Raw genomic sequence first — 16054 nt, 5'->3', positions numbered from 1 at the left:
CAACAGTCAAGGTTAAATTAAACACCTAATTTATCCGCGGCTTTTTTGGGTAGATCTTTTTGCTGAACCTCTTCATAGGAAGTCACCCCTTTTTTCTCGTTCCAAGTAACTTTAAGAAACGCTTCACGGCGTAACGGACGATCTTTTGTTGCATTAAAATCTAACTCTTTTTTATTTCCTTCTTTGTCATAACCTGGCAATGAGTATTTGTAATCAACGTACTTATTGCCGCTATCATCTTTTTCTTCCACACGTTGACCATCTGTCGTAATCTGGACAAAATACTCATCTCCACCTTTGACGACTTTATCTGCTATTTGTAAGCCTACAAAGGCGATAACAATTAAACTAACTAAACCGATTAAAAATTTTTTCATAACTGATTGCTCCTTTTTTAATTTCTAGAGCAACTATACAAAAATTCCAGAAATCCAACCATTGAAACCTCCTAAAAACACCTAACATTTTTGTCATTTTGATTTTTGAAAAAAAAGCTGGTAACAACTTCTTCGTTGATACCAGCTTTTTGTAAAAATTAATCTTAGTTCTTTCTTTTGATAGTTTCATCTTCGATCACTAATTGGCCATGGGTGACTTTTTTTAAAAAAAAGCGATCATGAGAGACCACCAGCAATGTCTCACTGTAATCTGCTAAAATGTCCTCCAGCTCTTCTTTACTCTCGATATCTAAATGATTTGTCGGTTCATCTAAAATCAGAAAATTAATTTTCTGCTGTAGCAATGTCAATAGATACAACCGCATCTGCTCTCCGCCGGAAAGATCCTGAATCCGTTTTGCTACATCTTCGGCAAAGAAGCCGAAATGCGCCAACGCTTGTCGTGCCTTCTGTTCGTCGGTTAAAAACACTCGAACATAGGCTAAGATTCGCTGTGTCGGTTGATCAAATGCTAGTTTTTGCGGCAGATAGCCAATTTTTACGCTGGAACCTAACTCAATAATTCCTTCATCTAAGGTATCCTTTCCCAGCAAGCAACGAATCAATGTCGTCTTCCCACTACCATTCGTTCCCATTAATGCCAATCGTTCCTGTCGATAAATCATAAAATCAGCATCCGTAAAAAGCAGTTGATCACCAGCCAACTTGCCAATCCCTTTTGCGCTTAAAACTTCTTTACCCGAACGATTCGCCTGCGGAACTTGCTTCAAACGCTTTTTACCAGACTCTGGCGGTTTTACTAAGGTTCGCTTTAATTTCTCGATTCGACGTTCGATTTCTTTTGCTTTACGGAAAAAATCCTCATTATCTGCTTCCTTACCCCATTGACGATAGCGTCGACTCATTCGTTGCAGCCGCAGGATTTCTTTTTGCTGCAAAGCAAAATTCTTTTGCAATAAAGCGATTCGTTCTCGTTTAAGCTGTGCGAACTTGCTATAGTTTCCAGGATAGCTGATAGCCTGTTCTCCTTCAATCTCGATCATCTGATTAACAACATTGTCTAAAAATTCGCGGTCATGAGAAATCACTAAGTATGCTTGCTTACTGTGACTTAAATAATTTTCCAGCCAATTGATTCCCTCTACATCCAAATGATTGGTCGGTTCATCTAACAGCAAGACATCTGCCTGATCTGTAAGGACCCGCGCCAATTCTACACGAATCCGCTGTCCTCCACTCAATGTGGAAAGTGGCACCTCCAGTTTGTCTGCAATGCCTAACCCTTTTAGCGTGTTAGATAGCCGATCTTCCAAAGTATAACCACCAGCAGCGTCATAACTCTCTTGTAAACGACCGTACTGTACCAAAAGCCTGTCAACATCTGCTTCAGGGGCAGTCATGGCAACCTCAAGCCGCTGCAGCTTTTTGCGTAAATGTCCGATTTCTTCAAAACTGCTAAGCAGATAATCTTTAACCGGTTCATCTGTCGTCATCAATTTTTGTGGGATATACCCAATTGTTAACCCTTTTTTCCGAGCAACAGTTCCTTGGTTAACTCCTTCTTCGCCAGTTAAAATTCGCAATAACGTACTCTTACCACAGCCGTTCATTCCAACTAACCCAATTTTGTCACCCATATTGATGGTCAACGTCAAATCTTTAAAAACAGGTACTGTACTAAAATTTTTCGTAATATTATTTACTTGAATCAGCATTCTCTTCGTCTCCTTTTGGCAAGACCATGAGAAAAACAAATAAGATCATGAATGGACAAACCAAACATGACCTTGTTATTATTTAAAATTCCAAAAAATCAGGATTTTGCCACATGGTCATGCATTTTCTTTAAATTTAGGTGTTTTTAGACAAACTTCTCCCTCGAACACTAATTTAAAGGTAAGTGTATGACAAAAGCTGATATGAAATCGCAGACTATCTTGATTCATCGTTATTTTTGACATACAGACCATGTGTAAATTCCTCCTCTCAACAATTGATTACCTATAGAATAGCATAATTGAAAACGATCGCAAAGAATTGCTTTTATTGACAAAAAAATAAGCTAACCTCAACATTGTTCCCGTTGATTCTAGCTCACTTTAAGATTTCCAGACTAAGCACCTTAGTCTTAGAAGCTGTTCATGCTCATTTTACGGCGAAACGTTTCATCTGCGGCAGCTTAATAAACCAAGCCACTAACAGACAAGAAACAATTTTATCCACTAGATTACCGGTTACGGCACCCCAATACGTTGCAGAGATCATTTCCTTACCAGACGCTCGCAATGCCATGATGACGACATCCGTTCCTGATCCAGTAAAGCCACCAAACAGGGCCAGTCGAATTGGCGCGCCAATCATCGGACAAATAAAAGCTAACAATAGACCCGCGATCACTGCTTTCCCAAAACCAAAACCATTTTTCGCTAATAAGGCGACGATAATCGCGACAGCCACATTCACTAATGCGAAAGGAATCGCCGTCACTCCGCCGATCAGCCCCATCAATAAGTTAGTGGTCACACCGGTTAAAATGCCATAGCCCATTCCAAAATTGGCCGCGATAAAAATCGTCCCCATCGTATCTAAGAACAACAATGGAATCCGCATCATCGACACTGCTTCTCCCAATACCACATTTAATCCTACCGCGATGGCACACATCGCGATCACTTTTGCTTTACTATTCATTGTCTAGTCCTTTCTCTAAAAAACGTTGCAACTGTTTATCAAAATTTCCTTGATCCTCTTCACTGTAAAACGTGGGCACCTCCAAATAATTTGTACCGATTTTGGCCTGCTGACATTCTGCGAAAAACTCTTCCATTAAGACGCCTCGTTGCCCGCTGATGGAACAATTGGGGCTTTCATGGATGCCGATTATTCCAAGATATTGATAGCCTTCTGCTTGATACGCTTGAATCTGCTGAATGATCGGCTGCAGCATTGTCTGGCATTGATGACGATAATCAGGCAAATCACGGTATTCTTCATAGGTCATTGGCGGACGATCTCCACCTAAGACGATAAACTCCGGACACGGTAGCTGTATCAGTGCAATCCCACTGCGCAGCAAATCGATCGCAAAGGGGAAGGCTCCTCGTGCTCTTTCCCAGCCGTGAATCACAGCATTTTGATTCAAAACACAATGAGACACGGCTACTAATTGCTTCTGTGGTTCTATAATCCCAGCTCCTTTCTTTTAGTTAAAAATTTCCTGCAAGCTTTCTTGAATTGCTGCGAATTCTTCTATCGCAATCGTTCGTACATCCAAGTAGTTGCAATCATCCTTGATCCGGCTAATGATCGGTGTAGCAGCTAATCGCAGTTTTTCTTGCAGCATATCCGCAGAGAATTTACTACTGCTTAAAGCAACAGCATAGGTCGGCAATAAGTGTTCTGGGTAAGAACCGCCGCCGATTTTGCTACTGTCCTTTTCGATCTTCACACTTAGCTCAGTGATTGATTGCAGCATCGCTGCTAGTTCAGCTGCTTTACCTAAGCAGTCCTCCTCATTTTGTCCGATCATTTGTAAGGTTGGCACGGATTTTAAAGCTTCTTTTTCATCAAGATATAAAGACAGCGTTGCTTCCAGTGCACTTAAAGTCATTTTATCGATACGCAAAGCTCGCAATAATTGATTTTTCTTCATCTTGTCAATGTATTCTTTTTTCCCAACAATGATACCCGCCTGTGGACCGCCTAATAGCTTGTCTCCACTGAAAGTCACAATGTCACAACCCTGATCTAGAACTTCCTTAACTGTGGGTTCGTAAGGCAAGCCAAACGGTCGCATATCCATCAACAGCCCGCTGCCTAGATCATTAATCAATGGTAAGTTCTTGGCATGGGCCAGCTCTGCTAGATCATTTAACACTGGTGTTTCGGTAAATCCAACGATGCGATAATTACTGGTGTGTACCTTCAAGATCGCACCTGTTTCTTCGGTTAAGGCTTTTTCGTAGTCGGCTAAATGCGTCTTGTTGGTCGTACCCACCTCCACGATCGTGCCACCGCTTGACGTAATTACATCAGGAATGCGGAATGCTCCGCCAATTTCCACCAACTCGCCTCGCGAAACTAAGACTTCTTTTTCTTGTGTTAAGGTACTTAAAACGAGTAGTACGGCTGCTGCATTATTATTTACTACCAGAACATCTTCGGCTCCTGTGAGCTTCTTCACGATTGAAACTAGGTGACTATAACGCGACCCGCGCTTGCCACTTTCTAAGTCAAATTCTAGATTTGAGTAATGAAAGCTGGTTGCTAGGAGCTGTTCTTGTGTTTTTTCGCTTAATGAAGAACGCCCTAAATTCGTATGGATTACAGTTCCGGTCCCATTAATTACGCGTCGTAGTGAAAATTGTTTTTCTTCGAGCTGCTTGTGAATCAGTTCTACGACCTCTTTTTGGTCAATCACGGTTTTTCTAGTCCCGTTAACGACTGCTTCTCGAAGACTTGCAATAACCTGTTGCGTAGCTTCTTTGGCTTTTCCATGAGGATAACTTGGATCAATCTGCTTCAATAGAACATCTACAGAAGGCAAACTTGCTAAAATATTCTGAATCTCTTTTGACATAGGCCACCTGCTTTCTTAGCGTAACGCCAGATTTTGTAATGCTGCTAAGACTGTGTCAACCTCAGCCTTAGTGGTAAAACTCGAAAACGACAAACGCACCGTCCCGCGATCAGCCGTACCCAATGCTTCGTGCATTAAGGGCGCACAATGATACCCCGGTCTGGTCGCAATTTGAAATTCTTCCCATAATAAATCGCTGACGATTGCCGATTCCGCATCTTTGATATTGATCGAAAAAACATCCACTCGCGGACCGCTGAAATCACCGTAAATCGTTAGACCAGCAATTTTTTTGAGCTCTTGATAAAAATAATCACCCAATGCAGCTTTTTCTTCTTTTTCTTTTACCCACTGAACACTAGCGGCCAAACCCGCTAAGCCAGGAATATTCAGAGTTCCAGCTTCTAATAGGGTAGGAAGTTCTTTCGGCTGAACCTTTGAAAAAGACTGCATTCCATCGCCACCTGTGATCACTGGCTCCAAAGTCAGATCCTTTAGCAGACAAACTCCACCTGTTCCCTGCGGACCATAGAGTGATTTATGTCCCGTAAAACAAACAGCCGCTATTTTCCCATCACTGAGATCAATAGGGACTACACCGGCAGTTTGCGAAACATCAATAATCAAATAAAGCTTATGTTTTGCGCAAAACGCCTTGACCCATTCTAGCTCCAGTAGATTTCCGGTAACATTACTCGCATGATTGCAAATCACAGCCTTCGTTTCGGGACGAAGCTTTTTCGCAAATTCTTGATAGTTAAGACGACCAGTTAATGCTTCGCTAGAAACAACATCAAAGCTGGCACCTGCGGCTTCCAGCTGATACAGCGGCCGCAGAACGGAATTATGCTCCCAAGCAGTCGTGATTACATGATCTCCCGTCTGAATCAAGCCCTTCAAAACTTCATTTAGAGCGACCGTAGCGTTATTTGTAAAAGCGACCTCATACCGTTTATCTGCTTTGAATAGCTCCTTCAGCTGATTACGGGCATTTTCCGCCACACGATAGCCCGCGAGAGAGTAACCGTGAGCACCGCGAGAGGGATTGCCATATTCACCTGATAAAATCATCGTCATCGCTTCTGCCACGACAGCCGGTTTTTGAGCAGTCGTAGCGGCATTATCCAAATAAATGCCCATTTATTTTCCCTTCTCTCCTAGCACACGATAGTTCTCCACACGTTTTGTAATTCCCTGCTTGTCCATATATTCCAAAATCAGCATGGAGGACTTACGACTGGAATCTGTCAAATCGCGAAAATCTCCTAGCGTCATTTGCCCGTGCTCTGCAATATATTTTTGAATCAATCCCACTGATTGGTCAAAAACCTTGCCCAATAGAACAAACTCATGCGTTAAAAAGACCACTGTGTCGCCATTTAAGGCTTCCAGAACTTCCTCTGCATTCTTATCCAAGTCGAATAATTCTTCTTTTTTAACAGGTGTATAGCCATTTTTAGCAAGTGTCTGTTCGATCTTTTCTTTCGCGGCTTGCTGGTATTTGTTAAAGCTTACTTCGAAATCGACTAAAGCAATTTTATCATTGGCTTCCTTGACAACATCCTCTTTCAGCAACAGGATCAGCGCGGAAATTTCCTTTTCAGTTAAAACACCCCGCATCCGTGAACGAAATTCCTCTAAAGGCATCCCATAGCGCAACCGATATTGCTTATGATAGGCTGACAAGATTTCGGTTGCCTGCTCCACCAATTTTTGATAGCTAGTCTGAGCTAGATAGCCAACCTTGGTTTCAATTACACGACCTTCTGTTAACATCTCCGTTAAAATCGGCTGCAGCTCTTCTTTACCCACACCTAAGTATTCTAATAATTCTTTTTCTTTCGTAAACGGCTGCTTTTTATTAATCATGAAATCCGCGATTAGTTCATCTAAGCTGCCCTCTTCTTTAGCCTTTAAGCTTTCCAGAATTTCTACTTTGAAACGACGATGTTTGTGTGGTGCCGCATCTAAAACCTCACCCCCAGCAATTGTATGCATTGGAGAATAGGTTCGTAAAATGAAGCGATCCCGCTCTTTTACTGCTACCTGCTCTTCCAGCCGCAGTTGTAGGAATCCGTCTTCTCCCGGACCAATCCAGTCAACACCTAATGGGACTGTTCGTGCCATCACTTCCCGCGTACCAACCAGCAAGCGGACGCGATCCCATAAACCAATCCCGCCCTCTACTTCAGGCAGACAGGTAACTTTTACATCTAACATCCAGGTGTCCTCCAGCTTCTCTGAAACTGACAAGACATCGCCTCGTTGAATTTCATCCGTGGCGATATTCGCCAAATTCAAAGCCGTTCGTTGCCCCGGCTGAGCGCTTTTCACATCCGTCTCATGAACCTGAATGTTTCTTACTCGCGTTTTTTTCTGGCTTGGATAAAGGTACAGATCATCCCCAGCATTGATGGAGCCATCTAATAAGGTCCCTGTAACAACCGTCCCAAAACCTTTTACGCTAAAGACCCGATCCACATTCAACCGCGCAGAGCCGCTGGCTGTACGTTCTTGTGCTTCTTCTGAGTGCTCTTGAATTTTGGCCAGCAGTTCTTTGATTCCTTTGCCAGTCACCGCATCTGTCTCGATTAAATCCGCTTCAGCTAACGGTGTATCGGCTAATTGTTCACGAATGTCGTCCACGACTAATTCCTTCAAGTCCGGGTCAACAGTATCTACTTTGGTCAACACGATCAAATAATCACGAATCCCTAATAACGTTAAAATATCAATGTGTTCCTTTGTTTGCGGCATGATCCCTTCCGCCGCATCAATCACCAGCAGAACCAGATTAATCCCCGGCAAACCAGCGACCATGTTTTTAATAAATTTTTCGTGCCCCGGCACATCCACGATTCCGACTCGCTTCTTATTCGGCAAATCCAAATAAGCAAATCCCAAGTTGATCGACATCCCGCGCTTTTTTTCTTCACTCGTCGTGTCCGTTTCGATACCCGTCAGCGCTTTGATCAACGTGGTTTTTCCATGGTCGATATGCCCAGCCGTTCCTATCACAATATTTGCCATCTGCTTATCCTTTCTGAACCAATTTATAGTCTGTTTTCAAACCTTCTTGGGTTGCATGATAAAATCCCTCTGAGGCAATCTCTGCCGCTGTAAGCAAAGACGTTAACGCCTCCTCTTCCGTCAACGGATATTTCAAAGAAAAGCCGCAACTAGCATGAATCTTTTCCGGTGTGGGAATGATTCGAACGGCAAGTTGGGCTTCCTTCGCGATTTCCTCAGCTTTCATGGCCTCCCGGGTTGAATAAAACAACGCAACACCGTACCTCTGCATAAAAACTGCTCCTTTTTTCATAATACTGTAATCAATAAGCTACAGCTTCAAGCCACATCGCTCAAATGATGCTCTGCACCCTCTATGGTTTAACGATTCTCGGTGCTTGGCGCATCATTTCCACGATGCGATACATATTGGTCACTTCGCCAACTGCTGCGGTCAACTCGTAAAAATTCAAGCAAGCTCCGCAAGCGTAGATTTCCACGCCTTGTTCTTCCATGCCCTTAAGGTCTTCCAGCGAATCAGAACCTTCTACCACAGAATGCACACCGCCATTATAAAAAATGATCTTTTCCGGCAATACATCTTGTTCAGTCAATGAATAGATAAAGCCCTTCAACAGGTTTTTCCCTAGTTCATCTGAACCACGACCCATCACATTTGTATCTACAACTACGATATAATCATCCCCCGTAGCTACTGGTTCGACTGCTTGCGGCGCTTCTTCAGTTAGATCCGCATTTCCTTTTGAAATAACCACAGTATAATGGTTCGGCGCATCCTGATCCATTTGATAGATATAGCCAAGCTGCTCCGCCATTTTTTTCAAATTTTGCGTAGCGATCTCATTATCCACCAGTGTTTGCACGACTTCATGCTCCCGCAGTGCTTTTTTTGTTTCAATGACTGGTAACGGGCAAGCTTTGCCTAACGCATCAATTTTAAACATTTCTTTCACTCCGATCCTCAATTGACTTTCATCTTATTGCTATTAATAAACGATCAATTCCTTCTCTTGCTTCTCGATGACAACGCCGAAATCTTGTGCAGGAATATCGGCAGCTTGTAATTCCTGTACTAGCGTGTCCGCTTGATCTGCTGGAACGCTAACTAATAACCCCCCAGAAGTTTGTGGATCAAACAACAATTCTTCAATCCCAAAATCATCAAGCTGAAAATCCATCTTCTGTTCCATGTAATTCCGATTACGCTGACCACCAGCTGTCAAAATAAATTCTTTCGCGCCTTGATAAGCCTCTTCAAAATACGGTAAATCTTTCGAATGAATTTCCGCACTAAAACGCTCGTTCATCATTTCATGCAGGTGTCCAGCCAAGCCGAAGCCGGTCACATCAGTACAGCTGTTGATCGGGTACTTGCGAATAATATCCATCGCATATTTGTTCAATGTTTCCATGCTCGTGGTAGCTTTCACAAACGCTTCGTCACTGATTTCTTCAGCACTGTAGCCCACCGTGATGATGCTGACGCCCAATGGCTTCGTCAAAATCAGGTGATCTCCTAGCTGACAGGTATTGTTTTGATAAATTTTATTCGGGTCAATCGTCCCTGTTACAGACAAGCCGTATTTCACCGACTGGTCATGAATCGAGTGGCCGCCAGCCAAGATTGCTCCTGCTTCTTGAACCTTTTCAGCCCCGCCTCGTAAGATTTCTTTTAATATATTCAAGTCCTTTTCTTCTGGGAAAGCGACAATATTAAGAGCGGACAAAACTTCGCCACCCATCGCATATACATCGCTTAGCGCATTTGCTGCAGCGATTTTTCCAAAAAGATAAGGATCGGTTACCATCGTTGGGAAAAAATCTAACGTTTGAATAATTGCTAAGTCATCACGCAGTTTAATAACAGCTGCATCATCTGTCGAGTCAAATCCTACCAGTAAATTTTCATTGGTTGCTTTTGGTAAATCCGCCAGCAGCTCCCCTAAATTCCCCGGTCCGATTTTCGCATTGCAGCCACCGCAAACAATTAATTGTTGAACTGTCTCCATGCTTTCCACCATCCTTCACGCCCTCTATTATAACAGTTTACTTTTTGTTTCTCCACGTATATTTCCATCCAATTTATAACGGTTTTAATCTCTCATAAAAACGCTTTTAATTTATGGAATGATTTCTTGCTTGAGTATGAGAACAGCATTAAAAAATGCGTTTCCTAAAAAATAGGAAACGCATTTATGCTCACTTAACCGGATGATTTTAGCTCTTTATTGATGCAAATACCTCAGAGAAGCTCAATTTACCAGCAACCTTAACTTTAATATTAACGGCCTGCTTAGGCAGATAGGCCAAAGGAATGACTTCGACAAAAATTGTTTTCAAAGTATCAACGGACGCGCCTGAATCAATCGCTTCTTTTCGAGCAGTGTTGATCGCCAGATTCACTGCCTCTTCTTGCGTTTGATTTTCTAATGAATAGACCGAATTTACTTCACCAGAAACTTCACCTAAAGCCGCCCCAATCGCATTAGCGGCATCATAATTTTCTGGAACAATTACTTCTGACACCCCGTTCATTTCTTTGGGCAGGATGATGCTGCCTCCACCAACTAAAATAACCGGAACTTCCTTACGATCTGTTTTCATTTGATCAATCGCATCTTCAATCAGTTCTCTTATTTTTTCCTTCGTTTGTTCCACTAGATTAACCTCTAACTCAGGTGAAACCGCCCCATCTACCGGATGATTCTTTTGATTAGCGATCGCGATATCTGTCGCGCACAAGACATCGCCACCAAAAGATAAACTCTCTTCCAAAATCCGATAGCCCAAGCTTTCTGGCCCGACTCTAAGTTCGTTTTCCATGTGCACGATCGTTCCGCCGCCTAATCCAATCGATAGAACATCCGGCATCCGGAAATTTGTTCTGATTCCACCAATCACAGTTGCTAATGAAGACTCGCGGGGAAACCCTTTTTTCAAAACCCCAATATCTGTTGTCGTTCCACCGACATCGACAACTAAAGCATTTTCCAAGTTGCTTAAATGCGCGGCTCCACGAATGGAATTGGTTGGACCGCATCCAATCGTTAATACAGGATAACGCAAAGCCTTTTCTAAATTCATTAATGTACCATCATTTTGGCAAATAAAAACCTCTGAAGTCAGGTTATTATTACTTAACGCTTGCTTCAATCCACGAATCATTTGCTGAATCGTTTGTGTTAAAGCAGCGTTTAAAATACTAGCATTTTCTCTTTCTAACAGTCCAATCGATCCAATCTCGCTAGATAGCGTTACAGGAACTGCTAACTCTTCTTCTACGATCGCGGCAACCTGTTTTTCCTGCTCTTTGTTGACTGGAGAAAATACGCCAACGACTGCTACGGCTTCTACTTTTCCCCTCATTTGTTGACAAACTTCGCGAATCTCTGTTTCATCGACTTCAGCTATTTTATTTCCATTGTATTCATAGCCACCCGAAACAATCGCTGTCTGCGCGTTCATTTTTTCGGCAAGATCCTCCGGCCAGCCAACCATGGGAGCAACCGCAGTGGTGGCTGGTTTGGCTAAACGAATGATTCCCACCTTGCTCATTTCTTTTCTTTGAACGATCGCATTCGTGCAATGAGTAGTCCCTAACATGACCACACTGATTTTATCCGTTGGGATACGCGTTTCTGCTAAAATTTTTTGAATCGCCGCATCAATTCCTAGACTAACATTTTCCATCGTAGGGCTTTTGATTTTTCCAATACAGTTTAGGTTTTCATCTAAAATCGCGCAATCCGTATTCGTTCCGCCAACATCAATCCCTAATCTATACATATCGCTTCTTCTCCCATCAATTCTTCCACTGGCTTGTAGTCCACCTCATAACCAAAATAATTTGGTCCAGCTACTTCTATCCCTTTTTCGGTTCGCCATTTAGCGTCACAAGGCAAGGCGATCACATGAATACGCGCGCCATAACGTAAAGTCTCTGTGGTGATCGGACGGCCAGTCTCATAATCCAATGCACAGATTAAATCAGGCGTAGAGGCCAGAACTTTTCCGTCTTTTTTTGCTAGCAGCAATTCGTTTTGGAAAAGAACCTCTAGCTCCTCCCCTTTATTCTTTCCGATACCGGCAAATAACGCACTGCCGCGAGTAAAGCCGCCTTCCACATTCCGTTCAATATTCTTAATCTTCCCTTCGAATAACGAATGCCCATTTAAGGTAGATAACAATCGCTTAACAGGTGCTGTTGTTTCTTTTGGATTGGTTAATTCCTCTCCGATTTTTTTAGCCAAACTCAAGGTACCGCGAATCCCGCACTCTTTCACAATTTTTCCAGGAAAAACATTATCAACCATATTGGCGCTGCCACCCATTACATCGGTAATCGCTCGAGCAATCTTTTCAGACCATTCCCCGTCTTTTGGATAATAGATGATTCGATTTCCCTGACTATCAGCCATCGCTACAATCTCTGGCTGATAGCCCTTTAAGAAGAAGGTAACCATTTGTGATTCTGGAAAAGCCCGACCCATAGCATCCGCATCAACGATTGGCAACCCCATTTTTGCAGCGCAGGCAATCGGAAGCAAGGAGTTTCCGCCGCCAATTTCAATCGGCATAATCGCTTGCGTTCGTTCTGGAAAGGTTTCTTTTAATACTTCCGCTGGTGCATAAAGTTCTTCCTCTGAAGCAATTTTCTCGTTCGAAACAGAAGGGGCGCCAATCGACCCAACAGGCATGACTAGAGCGTCATCGTCCAAGTCTTCTACTTTTAAAACCCTCACTGGACCATATTTTTGAAGCGCCTGCAGCGCCATCAATCGACCGACAAACGGATCGCCGCCGCCACCGGTTCCCAGCAACGTTGCACCGATTGAAATATTTTCTAAATCTTCTACCGTAATCCATTCCATGAGTTATTTCCATCCTTTAGTCAATTTTGTCACAATAAAATAGCAAAGCCCTGCCACCAAAATACCATCTAGCGCAGAAACATTTGTCAGCGTAAACAAGCCAAAACCTGCTGGCGGCTGACTAGTCATAAAGGCTACTGTGCTCCCGACTACCCAAGAAAAAATAGATATCGGATAATAATCCTGCAACTTATCTTCGTAAGAAAAGTCATACTTCTCCTTATAGAAGAAATAGTCAATCATATAAATTCCAGCAATCGGAGAAACTAGTACCGTTACAATCGATAGAAAGTTTTCAAACATGCCATAAATCCCAAACATCGCCATTAAAATACCCAATGTACCACAAATAATGGTAATCAATTTGGGATTAGCCTTTTTAAATACTATCGAAAAATCCAAGGATGCCGAATAAAGATTGTTTGTATTCGTCGTCCATTGGGCAAGCGTTAAGACCAGGATTGATGGGATACCTAGACCTAAGGTAAAGAAAACAGCCGTAAGGTCCGCGGTATTCATTACCTTCACTAAAATCAGTGAAATAATGATCATAAAACTATTCCCAACGGTAAAGCCAACAAAGCCAGCAATCATTGCCTGTTTTGGATTTTGTGCCCAACGAGCAACATCTGGCGCCATAACAACCCCCACCATATACACTCCAATGACAAGAGAAACAGCCAAGCCGAATGAGATCGTAGAACCCTGAGGAGCATTAGCCAAACCAGATGTCCCATTCCGATTTAAGGACATGAGTGTCGCAACGATGATTAATACAGCTAGTAATGGAACAGAATACGTACATAACTTCTCAATCGCCTGATAGCCCCAGAAGGCCGACAGCATCATTAACCCCCCACCAATCAATGACAACAGCCATGTAGGTGTATTAGCACCCGTCAATTGGTTAATCGCCGCACCAATATTTTCAGCAAAGAAACCAATCTGCACACCAAACCAGCCTAAAGAAGAAATCCCCATGATTGCTCCCATCAATGATGCGCCCTTCTTTCCAAAAGAGATTCTGGAAATCATTCCCGTTGATAATCCAGCCTTCGCTCCAATGTAGGTCGCGCCAATTGCCAAAACTCCTAGAATAACCGAGCCAATAATGACCGCGTAGATAGCCGTCCAAAAAGCCATCCCTTGAGATAATGCGACCCCCATAAACATTCCTGACAAGTCAATCCCGATAGCAATCCACACCATACTAATGGATAACCAGCGCTTTCTGTCTTTTTCTGGTACACGTTCTCTTTCATAATTTCCCGAATTTGTTTCCACTGTCTCTTCCATTTAACACCCTCATTTCTGAATATTCTGACAAATAAATATTTTATCATTATAGCTAAATGAGAATTCTCTGACTATGTTAATCTGACAAAATAGAAGAAGCCGTCTTGTCAATTTTGACAAAAGCGGCTTTCTATCAATCTTTCTCCGAGTATTTTCGATAATAAATTAGATTTTTAATTAGCAAATAGCGCGAAGCTGTATGAGAAAAGGACATTCCTAAGCGTTCTTGCGCCCGTTTCAACCGATACTTAATCGTATTATTATGCAAAAAAAGCTGGCTTGCTGTATCATTAATATTCTCATCACAATCCAAAAAGAAAACTGCTAACGATTCAATTAATTCCTCCTCCAGATAGGATTCTAAAAAAATCGATTCCGTTTCCTTTGTCACATCCTTCAGCAAATATAGCTCTTCTGGATAAAAACAACTCTTCTTTGGAAAAACTTTTTTACTATCTTCTATCTGATCCACAATAAACGACATCTGTTCAAAAACGGATGATAGCCCTAAAAATTCTCTACCAATATAAAAGTAGTCGGTCTTAGCATCGTATAACGGAAAAAGCGCCGTGACTGTCGTACCTAAAGAATTGCTGATGACCCATTCTAGATCCTTTTCTTGATAATAGATTCCTTTCATTTTGTAGGTGGCTCTGCCCTTTTTAGGTATTCCTTTTTGCATACAGTACAGTTTTAGTGGCTGGCTTACATCAATTCCTTCTTTTTGTGCTAGCAATGTCGCCGTATGAAAATCCTCTGTTTGACAGGCAGAAAAAAATTGTTGTCCAGTATTCAACAACTGTCCTTCGCCAAAATATTTAATCATTCTTTCAATGACTGTCCTTATTCCATCTATTTGCTTTTCTGCCAAGGGTTCTCTTCTAAAAATGGATAAATAATAACGGTGCTCCAAGGAAGACAGCGTTAACTGAATATCTGTTTGAAAATAAAAATTTTGATTTAGCTCTACAGGAGTATTCTTTTTAGCTTCGTTCTCCTTTTTATTAGCAATGACCTCTCTTAAATTCTGATCCAGACTTCGCGGCCACGTCTTTGATAACAAAACCTCATCTTCCTGACTTTTAATGAACAAGCTGCACTTGAACTTGTCCGATAAAATACTTAATCCTGTTTCAATCTGATTTGGTGCAGGCAGTTGTCGAATCGTCTCAAGCAAAACCTCTTGTTGAGGATCCACATCCGCTTCCTCTTTGCTGATATAGGACAAAGCTTCAGAGATCACCTCGCTATATCTCAAATCCATTCGATTAATCGGCATTAAAATCAAAACCATTTCCAGTTCGTTCATCTTAGCAATTACTTTTTCTGAAACTTCGGGCATGATCAGACCAACATAGTATAGGATAATCCCTAACTGTCTGTGTTGATGAAGAATTGAGATAATCTCAAGCTGCTTTTCTACATCATGAGCGATTTGAGCAAAGGACGTAAGAACCAACTCGTTTCCGGAGTATTCCCCTTTAATAGGCATTCCACTATACAGCTTCGGCTCAGAGACCTCCAAAACAGAAATAGTAGTGACTAATCGCTGGCTTTGAGACGCACCGGCGATTATTTTGGCTCCCTTCATGGAAGACAATCTCAATATATCTTGAACATTCAATGGTATTCCTCCATTCACGAAAGCGTTTGAATCATTCTATCAAAAAATGAAAGGAATATCATTTAATCCTTAATTATTTGTTAGATTCATTCTTTTAAAGCAGATTTTGTTTCACTGTAACTTTTTATTGAATGATTGTAAACGTAATATAGTAAAGTGTATTTAAAAATCCCGTAATCATCCTGCATAGTTAAGGATGATGGCGGGATTTGTTAATAGTTTGCGCGGCAGTTCGCTTGAACAGTTTCGTTCCATG

14 protein-coding genes are annotated in these 16054 nt (G+C 42.1%); all 14 read right to left on the bottom strand.

The genetic code is table 11. The features are described 5' to 3' along the window. Window positions 1-17 precede the first annotated feature (17 nt). The 14 genes from KQI58_RS19920 to KQI58_RS19855 all read right to left on the bottom strand — a co-directional run bounded on the left by KQI58_RS19920 (window position 18) and on the right by KQI58_RS19855 (window position 15798). Window positions 18-377: a YxeA family protein gene (locus KQI58_RS19920; protein ID WP_216410715.1), complete on the bottom strand. Its 360-nt coding sequence runs from the start codon at window positions 375-377 to the stop codon at window positions 18-20. A gap of 164 nt (window positions 378-541) precedes the next feature. Continuing rightward, window positions 542-2113 (bottom strand): ribosomal protection-like ABC-F family protein, encoded by a 1572-nt coding sequence (abc-f, locus tag KQI58_RS19915; RefSeq protein ID WP_216410714.1) that lies wholly within the window; start codon window positions 2111-2113, stop codon window positions 542-544. A gap of 430 nt (window positions 2114-2543) precedes the next feature. Then, on the bottom strand, window positions 2544-3089 hold the full coding sequence (locus KQI58_RS19910) for a CD3073 family putative ECF transporter S component (RefSeq protein WP_216410713.1): 546 nt from the start codon (window positions 3087-3089) through the stop codon (window positions 2544-2546). Further along, complete coding sequence (locus KQI58_RS19905) at window positions 3082-3582, bottom strand: CD3072 family TudS-related putative desulfidase (RefSeq protein ID WP_367397957.1); 501 nt, start codon at window positions 3580-3582, stop codon at window positions 3082-3084. The genes KQI58_RS19910 and KQI58_RS19905 overlap by 8 nt, the downstream gene beginning before the upstream one ends. A gap of 18 nt (window positions 3583-3600) precedes the next feature. Then, a complete protein-coding gene (gene selA / locus KQI58_RS19900) occupies window positions 3601-4977 on the bottom strand; it encodes an L-seryl-tRNA(Sec) selenium transferase (RefSeq protein WP_216410711.1) in 1377 nt (458 codons plus the stop codon). Between the two features lie 15 nt (window positions 4978-4992). Then, a complete protein-coding gene (locus KQI58_RS19895) occupies window positions 4993-6117 on the bottom strand; it encodes an aminotransferase class V-fold PLP-dependent enzyme (RefSeq protein WP_216410710.1) in 1125 nt (374 codons plus the stop codon). Beyond that, window positions 6118-8007: a selenocysteine-specific translation elongation factor gene (selB, locus tag KQI58_RS19890; RefSeq protein WP_216410709.1), complete on the bottom strand. Its 1890-nt coding sequence runs from the start codon at window positions 8005-8007 to the stop codon at window positions 6118-6120. It abuts the gene before it with no gap. Window positions 8008-8011: 4 nt separating this feature from the next. Continuing rightward, window positions 8012-8278, bottom strand: coding sequence for a DUF3343 domain-containing protein (locus tag KQI58_RS19885; RefSeq protein ID WP_216410708.1), 267 nt, complete (start codon window positions 8276-8278; stop codon window positions 8012-8014). A gap of 82 nt (window positions 8279-8360) precedes the next feature. After that, entirely contained in the window at window positions 8361-8951 is a 591-nt protein-coding gene (gene yedF, locus KQI58_RS19880; protein ID WP_216410707.1) for a sulfurtransferase-like selenium metabolism protein YedF, read from the bottom strand. A gap of 42 nt (window positions 8952-8993) precedes the next feature. Continuing rightward, window positions 8994-10016: a selenide, water dikinase SelD gene (gene selD, locus KQI58_RS19875; protein ID WP_216410706.1), complete on the bottom strand. Its 1023-nt coding sequence runs from the start codon at window positions 10014-10016 to the stop codon at window positions 8994-8996. A gap of 208 nt (window positions 10017-10224) precedes the next feature. Continuing rightward, complete coding sequence (locus KQI58_RS19870; RefSeq protein ID WP_216410705.1) at window positions 10225-11793, bottom strand: hydantoinase/oxoprolinase family protein; 1569 nt, start codon at window positions 11791-11793, stop codon at window positions 10225-10227. After that, window positions 11781-12878 carry a DUF917 domain-containing protein gene (locus tag KQI58_RS19865; RefSeq protein WP_216410704.1) on the bottom strand — a complete coding sequence of 366 codons (1098 nt, stop codon included), beginning with the start codon at window positions 12876-12878 and terminating at the stop codon, window positions 11781-11783. Before KQI58_RS19865 ends, KQI58_RS19870 begins: the two co-directional genes overlap by 13 nt. Window positions 12879-12881: 3 nt before the next feature. After that, window positions 12882-14174 (bottom strand): cytosine permease, encoded by a 1293-nt coding sequence (locus KQI58_RS19860; protein ID WP_216410703.1) that lies wholly within the window; start codon window positions 14172-14174, stop codon window positions 12882-12884. A 133-nt stretch (window positions 14175-14307) separates the two neighbouring features. After that, the gene (locus KQI58_RS19855) at window positions 14308-15798 is read right to left on the bottom strand and encodes a PucR family transcriptional regulator (RefSeq protein ID WP_216410702.1); all 1491 of its coding nucleotides are present in this window, start codon (window positions 15796-15798) and stop codon (window positions 14308-14310) included. Between the last annotated feature and the right edge of the window lie 256 nt (window positions 15799-16054).

Origin of the sequence: Enterococcus raffinosus (assembly GCF_018917525.1) — a bacterium.
In the GTDB taxonomy this organism is placed as follows: Bacteria; Bacillota; Bacilli; order Lactobacillales; family Enterococcaceae; genus Enterococcus_A; species Enterococcus_A raffinosus_A.
This window is presented reverse-complemented; position numbering and strand designations above follow the sequence as displayed.

Excerpts from the sequence above, each read along its gene's own strand:
- KQI58_RS19865 (WP_216410704.1), bottom strand. The coding sequence starts at position 12,878 with ATGGAATGGATTACGGTAGAAGATTTAGAAAATATTTCAATCGGTGCA.
- KQI58_RS19910 (WP_216410713.1), bottom strand. The coding sequence starts at position 3,089 with ATGAATAGTAAAGCAAAAGTGATCGCGATGTGTGCCATCGCGGTAGGA.
- selB (WP_216410709.1), bottom strand. The coding sequence starts at position 8,007 with ATGGCAAATATTGTGATAGGAACGGCTGGGCATATCGACCATGGAAAA.
- selA (WP_216410711.1), bottom strand. The coding sequence starts at position 4,977 with ATGTCAAAAGAGATTCAGAATATTTTAGCAAGTTTGCCTTCTGTAGAT.
- selD (WP_216410706.1), bottom strand. The coding sequence starts at position 10,016 with ATGGAGACAGTTCAACAATTAATTGTTTGCGGTGGCTGCAATGCGAAA.
- abc-f (WP_216410714.1), bottom strand. The coding sequence starts at position 2,113 with ATGCTGATTCAAGTAAATAATATTACGAAAAATTTTAGTACAGTACCT.
- yedF (WP_216410707.1), bottom strand. The coding sequence starts at position 8,951 with ATGTTTAAAATTGATGCGTTAGGCAAAGCTTGCCCGTTACCAGTCATT.
- KQI58_RS19885 (WP_216410708.1), bottom strand. The coding sequence starts at position 8,278 with ATGCAGAGGTACGGTGTTGCGTTGTTTTATTCAACCCGGGAGGCCATG.
- KQI58_RS19920 (WP_216410715.1), bottom strand. The coding sequence starts at position 377 with ATGAAAAAATTTTTAATCGGTTTAGTTAGTTTAATTGTTATCGCCTTT.
- KQI58_RS19895 (WP_216410710.1), bottom strand. The coding sequence starts at position 6,117 with ATGGGCATTTATTTGGATAATGCCGCTACGACTGCTCAAAAACCGGCT.
- KQI58_RS19860 (WP_216410703.1), bottom strand. The coding sequence starts at position 14,174 with ATGGAAGAGACAGTGGAAACAAATTCGGGAAATTATGAAAGAGAACGT.
- KQI58_RS19870 (WP_216410705.1), bottom strand. The coding sequence starts at position 11,793 with ATGTATAGATTAGGGATTGATGTTGGCGGAACGAATACGGATTGCGCG.